Origin of the sequence: Citrobacter sp. Cb080 (genome assembly GCF_030334745.1) — a bacterium.
In the GTDB taxonomy this organism is placed as follows: domain Bacteria; phylum Pseudomonadota; class Gammaproteobacteria; order Enterobacterales; family Enterobacteriaceae; genus Citrobacter; species Citrobacter braakii.
This window is the reverse complement of record NZ_JAOWDG010000077.1, coordinates 19,369-32,303: the sequence shown is the minus strand read 5'-3', so window position 1 is coordinate 32,303 and position 12,935 is coordinate 19,369. Positions and strand designations below refer to the sequence as shown.

The window sequence follows — 12,935 nt, the reverse complement described above, 5'->3', positions numbered from 1 at the left end:
ACATTTCCTCTCAGGAATGGACAATATGGGTGCCCGTTTCGCCGCGCAGTGCGGCCGGCAGGCATTCCGGCGTGGTGATGATCACTCGCTTACCGCCACGCGCCAGGAACGCCAGACTGGCAACGATTTTGGGTAACATGCTCCCCGGCGGGAAATGTCCCTCCTGCATGTAACGGGTCATCGTTGCGACATCCACCTTATCCAGCGCCTGCTGGTTGGGTTTGCCAAAATGAATACAGACCTGTTCGACGCCGGTGGTGATCACCAGAATGTCAGCGCGGATCTCCTGCGCCAGCAGAGCCGTGGAGAGATCTTTATCAATCACCGCATCCACGCTCTGATAATCCCCCTGATCGCTACGCACCACCGGGATCCCACCGCCACCCGCGCCAATCACCACAAAACCTTGCTGGGTCAGCGTTTTGATCGCCTCAGCCTCGACAATACGCTTCGGTTCCGGAGAGGCGACGACCCGGCGGTAGCCGCGTCCCGAATCTTCAACAAAGCGCCAGCCCGGATTGACCCGCTGCAGTTCATCGCGCTGCGCTTCGCTAAAGAACGCGCCGATAGGCTTGGTCGGGTTAGCGAAGCCCGGATCGTTTTTATCGACCTCCACCTGCGTGACCACCGTAACCGCCTTCTGCTCACCACGCCGCGCCAGGCGGTTGTTCAGCGCCTGTTGGATCAGATAGCCGATCCCGCCCTGCGTATCGGCGACGCAGTTTGCCAGCGGGGTGAGCGGCAACCCTTCACGCTCATGCGCGATTTCCGCACGCCGTAGATCCAGCCCCACCTGCGGCCCGTTTCCGTGCGTCAGCACAATGTTGTAGTCCGATGCCAACATCTCCAGCACCGTGTCCGCCACCGCTTTCACCGCTTCAGCCTGGTGCTCAATCGACTGGCTGGCGTTATCTTTGATAATGCTGTTGCCGCCAATGGCAACGACCACAAGTTCTTTCATAGTGTTATCTTCCGCTTACAGGCGATTCAGGTCGTTTTCGTCGGTTCCTGCTCAGGCGCAGTCACCGCTTCACGGCTATCAAGAACATGCTTGAGGACAAACATGCCGCTCATCATCAGGTAGGCCACAACAAACATCATCGAACTGCCTTCTGCAAAGCCAACCGCCGGAGAGCGGATCACACCAAACAGCGATAACAGCGCGCCAAAAGCTGCGGCAATCGCCCCACGCAGCGGCTTATTCATAATGGCGAAGATAGCGACGCAGCCCCACAGCATACTGGCCAGCGGCGCGCCGCTTCCCAGATGCACCAGCCCATCGTAATAGACACCTTTGCTGTGCAGCAGGTCGCTGCCCAGTTTCCCCGCGGATGTTCCGGCGGCGCCCATCACGCTGTTGACGATGGTCAACGCCCAGTTAGCGATCCACGGGAACAAGCAGATAAAGATAACGGGAACCTCGACTTTGGGCGTCTCTCGCACCACCTGGTTGGCGGTCACCACGCCGATAAACACCAGAATCGGCACTATCGCAGTCATCGGAATAATCGCGAGCATAAACGCCCCCAGCCCAAACAGCGGTACCAGGAACATGGTGATGCCTGAAGCGAGGGTATAACCGATGCTGGCCCCCATCGCTTTCCAGCCCGCATGCCCAACATATACGGTCACCGGGAATGGGTTGCCCAGCATGCAGCCGAGCATGGAGGCAAAACCGTTCGCCATCATGACTTTACGGGTGTTGTACTCATCACCCGCCGCATGCGCACTTTCAATATTCTCAAGGTCAAAAATGTAGTTCGCCAGACCCAGAGGAACCGCAGAAGCCAGGTACGGCAGCGCGTGCGGCAAACCCTGCAGGAAGCTGTCGACATGGATTTCCGGCGGGTTGAAGCCAAAGGAAGACATCGAAGATTTAATGGCTTCCGGGCTTTGCAAACCGGAGATCCACGCCAACGCTGTACCGGCAATCAGCAACAGCAAACCGGTGGGGATGCGGGCAAAAATCGGCTTCTTACCGAACCAGTTAATGAAGATCAACAACAAGACGATGAAAGAGACGGTCGGCGCTTCAAATGCCTGCAGCATCGGGTTCATCGCCAGCAGCAACAGTCCCAGACCGGACAGACAAGAAAGTAATACCGTACGCGGGATCATCTTGCGGATGGTCTCGCCCAGGAAGGAGCCGCCGACCAGGATCAACGCTTCGACAAAGCACCACACCAGAGCTATCTGGATAGCAAAGTTGGCATCTTTGGTTTGCTGATATACCGGCATTAGCACCAGGAAGGTCACGGTAAAAATTGACGGTGCGCTCGGCCCGGATGGCAGCGCCGTCACGTCTTTACGCCCGGTGTGCTTTGCCATCTGCAGGCCAAACCAGGCGTAGCAGACGCTGGCCACCAGCACCGCCAGACCAAAGGCAGGCGCAATGCGACCATAGACAATTTCGGTAGGGATCCCGACGACAAAAATGAGCAGCCCCATCATTGTCAGCAGGTTAGTCAGGTTGTTGGTCATCAGCCCAAAGTAAGCAGCCCAGTCACCACGTTTCCATTCTAGTTTTATGCTGTTCATGGAATATCCTTAACAGGTTAAGCATCGTTTGCGATCCCGGGGATCGCCCAGCCCTGCAGGTAAGCAACGTTTTTTGCTTCGCTACTGTGGGGCTAACAGCGTTAGCCCCGATTGTTGTTATTGGCAGTAGCGGTCGCGCCAGTTGAGGATCGCCTTTTCAAAACAGGCGAACGGCGGATGCACTATTCCGGCGCCGATCATGCCGATCCCCGCATCTTTGTGCGCAATTGCGGTGTTAATCACCGGCAGAATGCCGGTGCTACCCACGCGCGTAATGTCGATAGCGGTCGGTACGCCCATAAAACCAAGTAACGGAATGGTAACGTTGGGGTTTTCGCCGAGAGTGATTTCACGCATCTGGCGAGAGAAATCGACCGCCTCTTCAATCGTACCGCCCACCAGCGCCACGATGGCCGGTGCCGTGGCCATGGCAAAACCGCCGATGCCGTAGGTTTCGGTAATTGCGCTATCACCGATATCACGTCCGGAATCTTCGGGCTTATAGCCCGCAAACATTGGGCCAATCACCTGCTGCGCCGGACCGGTAAACCACTGACCCGGTAAGCCGCTGATGCGCAGACCGAATTCAACGCCGTTACGCGCCATCGTCGTGACTACGGTGCTGTATTCGATCCCGTGTGCGGCGTCCATTGCGGCTTTACACATCGCCATCCAGGTCGGTCCGGAGAAGTAATCGCTGCTGAGGACGAACTCGAATACCTCACGTTGCTGCTCAACCGGATAGCCGGTCTGAATAATCCACGGCGTCAGTGCCTGTATCAGTAGCGCCGTCCCGGCGTTATTGCGGTTATGACACTCATCGCCCATGTGCAGCGCCTGCGCCAGCATCAGGCGCAGATCGATTTCGCCCGCCAGCTTCATGGCGTCGCGCAGCATCGGTCCCATCACATCGCGCATCCAGTTCAGGCGATCGATTACGCTCTGATCGTTCGCGCCCATGCGCAGGATCTTCGCCATCTGCTCGCTCATATTGGTGTATGCGCGGTTGCCGTAGGTTTTGTTCTCGACGATGTGCATAAACATCGACGCCGACGTCACACCCGCCATCGAACCGACACAGTCATGCTCGTGGCACGGTGAGAAGATGATTTCACCCGAGGCGGCCAGGTCGGCGGCTTCATCCAGATCTTTCGCCAGCCCTTCAAACACCAAAGCCCCGGTGACCGCGCCCTTCATTGCGCCGCACATTTTTTCCCAGCAGATGGGCGGTCCGGCGTGCAGGATGGTGTTGCGGGTCATGCCCGGCACGACGTTGATCGCCTGGTCATAGCCAATCAGCACCGGATGCGACTGGATAATGCGTTCCAGCGCCTGCTGGTTAGCGGCAGCGATTTTGTCAGCCAGCGGCGAATCGGCAATTTCGTCCAGTGCGGCCACGACCTGCATGTTGCCCTGGCCCGGCGGCGTCCAGTCGAGCTGGGTCACGGGAACATTCTGCTTTTTCAGGTCATCGCTGAACATCGCGATGCCGACGTTAATCACGTTCAGCGGCTGGTTAAACAGTGTCTGGCTCATCAGGCTTCCTCCCCTTTACAGATAAATTCACGCGCCAGCAATCCGGTATTGGTGCTACTGCTCGCCCAGATCACGCCTGCATCGGTCAGCATCTGGCACTGTTTTTCCAGCGACGGCGTATCGAGATCGGTTCCCAGCACGTAGCCGAGGATCTCAAGCGGACGCCCCTCTGCGGCGGCGATCGCTTTGGCTTCGACGATCGCCTCGATCATCACGCCAACCGGATCTTCATGTGATCCATATCCAAGAACAAAGTCCATAACGATCACGCCGACTTCAGGATCGCGTGCTTCCTGCAACAGACGACTAATGCGGTTGGTTGGATCGATCATCGGGTGCGGTTTACCGTTGGTAAAATCGTCATCTCCGAAATCAAGGAAGGTATGTCCCACGCTGCGGTTGAGATCTGTCAGGCGAAAAGCCGGATCCGGATGAATGTTGCTGTAAACCTCCGCATGTTTTTCCATGGCAGCAAACATCGCCTCATCGCACAGCGTGCCGCCACAGAACAAGCCGCGAATGTACTTTTGCTGCGGGGTCAGGCGGGCGCGGACCTCTTCAATCAGCGGCCAGTTGAGCGGATGCAGATCCAGACTCTCTTTTTTCACGCCAGTCAGCAGTACCGCTTTCAGCGCCGTCTCTTTAGTGCCGCGTGCAAACAGCAGACCGTTTTCATCCGCAGGCGCGGCTTCACGTCCGAGGAAACACACCACGACGGGCTTATGGCAGGCGCGCGCACGTTCCAGCACTTTGCGCGCCACTGTTGGCGCAGGAGGTTTGGAGATAAGCGCGATGATCTCGGTTTGCGGATCGGCCTCCAGCATACCAATCGCGTCAAGCATCATCAGGCCGCCAATCTTTTCGCTCAGATCGCGTCCACCGGTGCCAATCAGTTGGGAAATCCCGCCGCCAAACTCGTGAATGCGTACGCTCAGCTCCTGGCTACCGGTACCGGAGGCGCCAACAATTCCGATGTTGCCGCGACGCACCGCATTGCCAAAACACAGCGCCGCGCCGTTAATAATGGCGGTTCCGCAATCGGGCCCCATCATCAGCAGCCCTTTTTCATGCGCCAGCTGCTTGAGCGCCAGTTCGTCTTCAAGAGAGACGTTGTCAGAGAACAGCATCACGTTGAGGTTATTTTGCAGCGCCTGACGCGCTTCACGCGCGGCAAACAGACCATTGACCGAGATCACCGCCAGGTTGCTGTCAGGAACATGCTTCTTCGCACTGGCAAGCGTGGCATAGCGCGCTTCATGCTGCCCCCCTTGCTCTTTATGCGTAAACAAGTCTTCAATCGCCACCAGCGTCTGATCGTTCGCCGCCTCGCTGGCACCTTTAATGACAATCATCAGGTCGCCACTTTTCGCCTCTTCAAGTTCAGGCGTGAGCAGACCGAGATTCTTCAGTACGCCCTTATTCATTTCTGTCGCCATAACCACGAACGCCTGCTCAACGCCATCGAGCTTATTTGCGCGTGTGGAGATAGACATCAGTGAGACAGAATCAAAATACGTGTTCTTTTTAACAACTATCCTGATCGACATAATTCCCTCCGGACCTGTGGCTCAGGGCGCAGGCATCCGCCATGCCATACAGCATGTCGCAGCCAGAACTTGAGCCGATATTTTTAATGTCAGTAATATATTGCGTAGAAACGGGTTGTTGCTCTGTAATAATATGGTTCAGCAGCCGTCCGACGCTTTCCCGATAACGTTGATGAAAGGCTTCCTCTAGCGTTATTTTGCTGAGTAGCGTGGTATTATTTCCGGCACGTTGTAAGGCTGCTAAAAAATCATCACAATATTTCCCCAGCGGATGTCCAGGAATAAATAAAATAGTGCTTAAACCCACTAAATAGTCATCAGATGAGGGCGTCAGACCAATCCCCAGACCAATTAAATGGCTGACCGCTGTAGAGATATTTTCTCCTGTCTGCAACGCCGCCAGTAATGTTTGTCGGCGATTAAGTAATTGGCGGGTGATTTCCAGATAAAACGGGTTATCACCCTGGTACAGAAATAATGTGTCAGCGCTTCTTAGCTGTTGGCGGATAACCTCTTCCCAGCGCAGCCAGCGGATTGCAGCAAGGCTTATTGCATCAGGCCTCCACTGTGGTATGCGCCACGGCAGACAACCGGAAGTTTCTATCCATTTATCGTTGCCAACGGCTATCCCCGATTCGGTAAAACTGACTCTCTCACCGGGGTGAAACAGCTCTTCACAATGCGTCAGCGCCAGCCGACAGCTGTTAGGCGCGTTATCACAACCTTCACTCAGTAACGTCAGCAACCGCTGCTGTTCAGGTATCAACAGGTTTACCGCGCGGGAAAAAACCTGTTCAACCCGTCCCGTTCCCCGGAAAGCGAGAAACGCGCCGTCTGCGGTTAGCGCCCGTACGCATCGCCGTGATGGCGTAGCGATAGTAGCGCTCCTCTGTCAGGCTCCGGCCGCAATCAGCAGCTCGGCAATTTCGTGGTATCCTTTCTCCCGCGCCAGCTCCAGCGGGGTTTTACCGTATTTATCCGTCATGTGCGGGTTTGCGCCATGGTCGAGCAGCAGCTTGACGATTTCCTGCTGTTTCGCGCCGCCGTCATTAAGCACGATGGCTTCCAGTAACGGCGTCCAGCCGACAAAGTTGGTATGATTAACATTGATATCGGTACGCAGCAGCAGTTCGCGCACGATCTCTACATGACCTTTTTCGCTGGCTGGCGTAATACCGACGCCGCCAAAACGGCTCAGGCAATTAAGATCGGGATTGGCCGGTAATACGGTACGCAGCAGCGTTAAATCGTTAGTCAGACAGCTAATCAGGAATGGATTAAAACAGGTTTGATCCTGTTTATTAATATCGGCACCGGCAGCAATCAATAAAGAAACACAGTCATAATGTTTATTCAGGCTGGCAATAATTATGGCAGTGCGCCCCTGGCGGTTAGTGGCATTAATATCCACATTTTTTGCCAGGCAGGATTTTAATCCATCGGCATCACCCTGCTCTGCCGCCAGCAGAAATTCAGTAATGAGTTCTTTCTCTGACATAATCGCTCTCCTGCAGTTTTTTAGACTTTTTAAATATCCGATAAGTTGAGAATAGCAACAGAGTGCAGAGAATAATATCCGCTTAAATTTCATTCATCGTAAGCGTGTCGATTATTGAATCAAATTTAACAATGAGAACAAAACGTGCTGTAGTGCAATCTTTTCCTTATGACAGAGCCGCTTTTAGCCATTAATCAGTTGTCAGGAAAATCAGGCGTGATGCTACACGGATAGCGGCCTGCAATTAATATACAGAAGTGTGATTGCCTTCAAATCAATTGTAAAACTAGTGTTAAATTCTGTTCAAAACTGATTGCTCTGCATAAGGATTACAAATACATTCAATAATCATCGCGTCGCGGATGCGCGTTTGTCGCCGGAGGGGAGGAAGATGAATTCAATTTTTACCGAGGAAAACCTGCTGGCATTTACGATGGCAGCCCGCTACAGCAGCTTCAGCAAGGCGGCTGAGGAACTTGGCTTAACCACATCAGCAATTAGTTACACCATTAAGCGCATGGAGGTGGGGCTCGACGTGGTGCTGTTTACCCGCAGTACCCGCAGCATTGAGCTGACCGAGTCCGGACGCTATCTGTTTCGCAAGGCGACCGACCTGCTCAACGATTTCCACGCCATCAAGCGCAGTATTGATACCATTGCTCAGGGCATTGAAGCCCGGGTACGCATCTGTATTAATCAACTGTTGTATACCCCTCAACATACGGCACGACTGCTGCAGGTACTCAAGAAACAGTTTCCAACCTGCCAGATAACCGTCACCACCGAGGTGTATAACGGCGTCTGGGATTCGATCATTAACAACCTCGCCAACATCGCTATCGGCGCGCCGGATACGTTACTGGACGGCGGGGGGATTGATTACACCGAGATCGGCGCGATCCGTTGGTCGTTTGCGATTGCCCCGGATCATCCGCTGGCTTTTATGCCTGAACCGATTTCTGAGAGCCAGCTGCGCCTGTACCCGAACATCATGGTGGAAGACACCGCCCACACCATCAACAAGAAGGTCGGCTGGCTGTTACACGGACAGGAGTCGATTCTGGTTCCTGATTTTAATACCAAATGCCAGTGCCAGATCCTGGGTGAGGGCATCGGTTTTCTGCCGGACTATATGGTACGCGAGGCGATGGAAAAGTCGTTGCTGGTCACGCGGCAGATCCACAACCCGCGTCAGGATTCACGGATGCTGCTGGCGACCCAGCATTCGGCCACCGGTCGTGTAACCCAGTGGATTAAAAAAGAGTTTGGCCCACAAGGTGTATTGACGGGAATTTATCAGGATTTGCTGCATCGGGAGTGATGCGCCGGACTGCGGTCATGCCTTCCGGCGCACGTAAGATTATCAGGCGCGAATATCGTCGTACTCGCGGGTTTTATCAAACTCATGTTTGGCAAACGGGCACAGCGGAATAACTTTGCGGTTTTCGGCGCGCATTTTCTCCACCACCTTCGCCACCAGCAGTTTACCGACTCCCTGGCCTTTCAGGCTTGGGTCGACATCGGTATGTTCAATGATGCTCAGATGCTCACCCGTCGGCACGAAGACAATCTCGGCAACCTGATTGCCTTCGGCATCGTTAACATAAAATTTGTTGTGGCCTGCAAGAATTTCCATGGTCCCCTCACTCATTTCTGGCGATATTTCAGCGCACCGCTCGGACAGGTATCAATCACTTTAATGACCGTCGCGACATCCACTTCATCCGGAATGATCCACGGTTTACGTTTCAGGTTAAAAAGCGCTGCGCTTCCCCGCACGCAGTTGCCCGAATGTTGACATATCGCCGTATTGAAGTAGACGTCAATCTTCTCACCGGTATAGGCCCGGTAACCGGCATCCAGTAGTTCCTTATCCACGACATTGCCTCGCATTTTTTTATTGTCTGGGTCTAATCATAGACCTGTGCGAGGCTGAAGGAAGCAACTGAAAGTAGAAATATCACTCAGGCCTTTTCTGCAACAACGGCTGCGGCTCTGGCGGCAAATACTCCAGCATCGCAGGCGTCGGCGGCGGTAGACGGTTATCGGCGATGTCCCTGTCCACATCGATATGACTGATTTCACCACTTTCATGATGGTGAACCGTCAGCACCCGCGCTTTGTTCAGCTCTGTCACCAGTTCCCGGGTAATACGTAAACTTTCCGCCAGCTCATGATCTTCCAGTCCGGGCCTGCGACTGCGACGTTCCACCCGAAAACGAAACTGGTTGTACTTCGCCCAACCAATCAGCACCAGTCCGTTGACCAGCGCGACAAGGATGTAAAACGTGACCGTATCCAGCGTGGTGAAAAAGGGTCGCACGCCTATATAAGGTGAGTGCGCCAGAGCGGTGATCAGCCCTTTATAGATCAAATATAAAAAACCAACCCAGGCAAAAAGCGTTAACAGCACGTCAATGATGCGCGGCAGCAAACGCTGCTCCGTAAAGATCAGCGGCTGGCTCATGATTCGATCCTCCCAATTCCACGATCGGGACTCACCCAACGCGCCCTGCTGCGTTTGCGTTTGAGCATTACTTTCGGGAAGGCGACCAGCGTGGTGAACAGGCTTAGCATCCAGTACACCACCGGGAACCAGATAATCCAGAACAACGACGCGCCAATGCCTTTTTCATAGCGCCGCTCAATCATCAGACTCACCGCAAACTGCAGCAAGCACACCACACCGAGGATAAGCCCAGTAAAGGCCGGCGGGAACAGATGTTGTACATACAGCGAGTCCGGCATCGGGATCATCAGCCCTAACAGGAACAGCACGATACTGATCGCATAGGCAAACGCCCAGGTGGTAGAAAAACAGAACTCAAAAAACAGCGGCCACATACGGCGATATTCCCATGACCACAGGCGGCGCATGTTCACGATAAACACCTCCGCACCGCCTTGCGCCCAGCGCAGTCGTTGTTTCCATAACCCTCTTAACGTTTCAGGCATCAGGATCCAGCACAGTGCGCGCGGCTCAAAGAATATCGACCAGTGGCGCAATTGCAGCTTCCAACTGATATCGATGTCTTCGGTGATCATGTCCGGGCTCCAGTAACCGACCTCGGCCAGCGCGCGACGACGAAACGCAGCAACCACGCCGGAAACGGTAAAGATCTGCCCATAAACTCGCTGAGTACGCTTAATCAAGCCGATAATGGAAGAAAACTCCCCGACCTGCACCCGACCGATTAAGGTGGAGCGGGTTCGAATACGTGGGTTCCCGGTCACCGCACCGACGCGCGGGAACTGGATAAGCGGCGCCACAATATAGGCAACGGCATCACGGTCCAGTAACGCATCGCCATCAATACACACCAGGTAATCACTGCGCGCCGCTGCTGCCCCGGTCTTGAGCGCCAGCGCTTTGCCCTGGTTTTCAGCCAGATGAATCACCCGCAGACTGGGGTATTCCACCGCCAGTTGTTCCAGCACGTCGTGGGTGTCATCCGTTGAACCATCGTTGATGGCAATCACTTCAATATTTTTATATCGCTGCGCCAGCGCGGCCTCAATGGTTTCGCGCGCATTGATCCCTTCGTTAAAACAGGGGATCAGAATGGAAACCAGCGGATTCCCCTCCAGCGTCGGTGGCGGTGTGTCATCTCCCCATTTCCAGTGACGCTCACGGTAGAACCAGAAATAGACCCCGCCGCTTATCCACAAAGCAGACATAAACAAGGGCCAGAAGAAGACGAAGTTCAACATCACTTCACCTGTAAAGATGACCGCCACGCCAAACGGCAGGCTGAACATCAGGCAAAGTATCAGGAAAGCAATTATGCGATCGGTCATTTTTGCGGGTACCAGTATGAGGAGAACGTCGAACGAATCTCTGACATCTCAGGTTTGTCGCTGATGAAATCATCCGGGTAATAGCCGTAGTTACCTGCACCGCTTAATTTCAGCTGGCGCATCCATTCGGCTATTTGTTTTCCGCTGATTTCAGCCTCGTCCCCGGATTTACGCCAGTCTCGTGCCTGTAGTTCAAACACGGTTTTGTCCAGCGCGCCGGGCGTTTGTGCAACGGCATTCACTAATCTGTCGAGCCAGGCGTTGGCATCATTAGCCGGGATCTGCTCCATGAAAGGCATCGCCATCGGTGCCGTCCAGTCATAGGTATTGAGGAAATCATTCAGGTTCTGCGCAAACCAGGCTTCACTCTCCGGCTCCAGTACCGGCATGGCGTAAATATTGCGCGCCGTCTGCACCTGCGGACCGCGAATATTACGCACCGCCTGGGTCAGTTGTTTGGTGAAGTCGATCAGCACCTTACTTTTCAGTCGCGTCCAGCGCTCGAACGCCTGTGGATTGCTACGGATTTGCTCAACGCTTCCGGGAAGCCCTGCGGCGCGGTAGGCAGCCAACGCCTCCGGTGACGCGTCTTCAAAGTCCGTCAGGAAAGCATCGTCATGGAACAAAATCCCTTTGAAGCTGGCGTGTTTGGCCAGGTCTTCATAGATTTCAGCGATGCGCTGACGCGCTTCGCTGCTCCAGGGGGACAGACGGACATAATTCTCGCGGTTGATCGCTGTACGTCCCGTTTTCGGATCCCAGGCAGTTACGCGTGGGATGGAAGCGTCGAGATCGAAAGCCAGAACCGGCATCCAGGCATACACCGTCACCCCTGCCCGCGTTTGTAACTGCCAGGAGATATAGTTAAAGAGGTCGGCACGCATCGGCAGCCAGCGGTTAGGGAAATAGAGCTCGCGAATATTTCCGTCACCCTGCGGATCGGCGTAGGCCTGCAGGAAGACATGAGAAATACGCATGTCATAAACGCGCTGGATGAGTTTGTCGATGTTTCGCTTCTGCTGAGCAGGGTCCTTGTCATACACGTAATCCAGATCGACATGCATCACGCGCATCGTCTGCGGTTCACGTACCTGAGCGACCTGGCTGGCAAAGCGCTTAAGAGAGGGGTTATCAGAGATTAGCACGCGCGGGATGTCATCAAGAAACGCGGCATTCGCCAACCCTTCGTTGAGCGTGAAGGCCATCTTATAGCCATGCTCTTTAGCCAGGTTTAACGTTGTGCCGTTGGCTGCCCCGTAAGGCCAGACCCACGCGCGCGGTGATTTCCCGGTCACCGATTTGATCTTGTTGGTGATGAGAGAGATATCCGCGTTTATACGGCGCGCGTACTGTTCATCCGTTTCGTAAGTGCCGGTTTTCTTATCATACAGGCGGTTCGCCACCGCCGGTTCTTTACTTCCCTGCGGGTTGGCTTGTGCACCGAAATGCGAATTCCAGGTGTGCGCACCGACTTCCACCAACGGTGATTTGCCCATCTCTTCGACCATTTTCCAGGTGGCGAATTTATCTCGCGCCGTCATTAAGCCACCAAAATCGACTTTTTTGTTGGCGGGAGCATCAACCCAACTCCCCACCGGCGCCCAGAGCGCAGGCCAGTTATAGGCTTTCAGCAGCGGCCAGACGCGGGTATAAAAACTGCTATATCCGTCATCAAAGGTGAGTAATACCGCTTTTTCCGGCAACACGATTTTACCGTCATGGGCGTCCAGGATTTGCTGCACGCTGATCGGGTTATAGCCATTATCACGCAGCCAGGCCATTTGGTCGCTCAACGCGCTGGTCCGCACAGAAAGATAGCGCTGGTCGGCGGCACCATCCTCGACATCGTGGTAGCCGAGCACCAGGAAGCTATTTTTCGGCCACGGATGATCCGCCGTCAGCGGCGTTCTCTCTGCGGGAGGAACGTAGCGAGGCGTTGTATTGTGCGCGCTACTGCACGCGGTAATCATCAACCAGCCAGCGATTAATGCGCTAAGCCACAGGCATCTTTTCAGCAT

At 54.5% G+C, this 12,935-nt stretch carries 12 protein-coding genes; 1 reads left to right on the top strand and 11 read right to left on the bottom strand.

From position 1 onward, the window contains the following. Nucleotides 1-10 precede the first annotated feature (10 nt). From OGV38_RS15900 to OGV38_RS15875, 6 genes are all read right to left on the bottom strand, one after another. Complete coding sequence (locus OGV38_RS15900) at nucleotides 11-961, bottom strand: carbamate kinase family protein (protein WP_016154295.1); 951 nt, start codon at nucleotides 959-961, stop codon at nucleotides 11-13. Between the two features lie 26 nt (nucleotides 962-987). Further along, a complete protein-coding gene (locus tag OGV38_RS15895; protein ID WP_286473990.1) occupies nucleotides 988-2,538 on the bottom strand; it encodes a permease family protein in 1,551 nt (516 codons plus the stop codon). Nucleotides 2,539-2,655: 117 nt separating this feature from the next. Beyond that, complete coding sequence (locus tag OGV38_RS15890) at nucleotides 2,656-4,074, bottom strand: YlbE family protein (RefSeq protein ID WP_286473987.1); 1,419 nt, start codon at nucleotides 4,072-4,074, stop codon at nucleotides 2,656-2,658. Further along, nucleotides 4,074-5,621: an acyl-CoA synthetase FdrA gene (gene fdrA, locus OGV38_RS15885; protein ID WP_286473984.1), complete on the bottom strand. Its 1,548-nt coding sequence runs from the start codon at nucleotides 5,619-5,621 to the stop codon at nucleotides 4,074-4,076. The genes OGV38_RS15890 and fdrA overlap by 1 nt, the downstream gene beginning before the upstream one ends. Next, nucleotides 5,599-6,498, bottom strand: coding sequence for an oxamate carbamoyltransferase subunit AllH family protein (locus OGV38_RS15880; protein WP_502874075.1), 900 nt, complete (start codon nucleotides 6,496-6,498; stop codon nucleotides 5,599-5,601). The genes fdrA and OGV38_RS15880 overlap by 23 nt, the downstream gene beginning before the upstream one ends. Nucleotides 6,499-6,513: 15 nt before the next feature. After that, nucleotides 6,514-7,119 carry an ankyrin repeat domain-containing protein gene (locus OGV38_RS15875; RefSeq protein WP_016157395.1) on the bottom strand — a complete coding sequence of 202 codons (606 nt, stop codon included), beginning with the start codon at nucleotides 7,117-7,119 and terminating at the stop codon, nucleotides 6,514-6,516. 391 nt (nucleotides 7,120-7,510) lie between these two features. Here OGV38_RS15875 and OGV38_RS15870 point away from each other — a divergent pair, with 391 nt between their 5' ends. Beyond that, nucleotides 7,511-8,440: a LysR substrate-binding domain-containing protein gene (locus tag OGV38_RS15870; RefSeq protein ID WP_046276120.1), complete on the top strand. Its 930-nt coding sequence runs from the start codon at nucleotides 7,511-7,513 to the stop codon at nucleotides 8,438-8,440. 42 nt (nucleotides 8,441-8,482) lie between these two features. On the opposite strand, the gene OGV38_RS15865 is transcribed toward OGV38_RS15870, so the two are convergent. From OGV38_RS15865 to pgaB, 5 genes are all read right to left on the bottom strand, one after another. Next, entirely contained in the window at nucleotides 8,483-8,755 is a 273-nt protein-coding gene (locus OGV38_RS15865; RefSeq protein WP_016157396.1) for a GNAT family N-acetyltransferase, read from the bottom strand. An 11-nt stretch (nucleotides 8,756-8,766) separates the two neighbouring features. After that, nucleotides 8,767-8,997: a 4Fe-4S mono-cluster protein YjdI gene (gene yjdI / locus OGV38_RS15860; protein ID WP_016154303.1), complete on the bottom strand. Its 231-nt coding sequence runs from the start codon at nucleotides 8,995-8,997 to the stop codon at nucleotides 8,767-8,769. 82 nt (nucleotides 8,998-9,079) lie between these two features. After that, nucleotides 9,080-9,586, bottom strand: a complete 507-nt coding sequence (gene pgaD / locus OGV38_RS15855) for a poly-beta-1,6-N-acetyl-D-glucosamine biosynthesis protein PgaD (RefSeq protein WP_016154304.1) — start codon at nucleotides 9,584-9,586, stop codon at nucleotides 9,080-9,082. Further along, nucleotides 9,583-10,917: a poly-beta-1,6-N-acetyl-D-glucosamine synthase gene (gene pgaC / locus OGV38_RS15850; RefSeq protein ID WP_109017259.1), complete on the bottom strand. Its 1,335-nt coding sequence runs from the start codon at nucleotides 10,915-10,917 to the stop codon at nucleotides 9,583-9,585. Before pgaC ends, pgaD begins: the two co-directional genes overlap by 4 nt. Next, nucleotides 10,914-12,935, bottom strand: coding sequence for a poly-beta-1,6-N-acetyl-D-glucosamine N-deacetylase PgaB (gene pgaB / locus OGV38_RS15845; protein WP_269518031.1), 2,022 nt, complete (start codon nucleotides 12,933-12,935; stop codon nucleotides 10,914-10,916). Before pgaB ends, pgaC begins: the two co-directional genes overlap by 4 nt.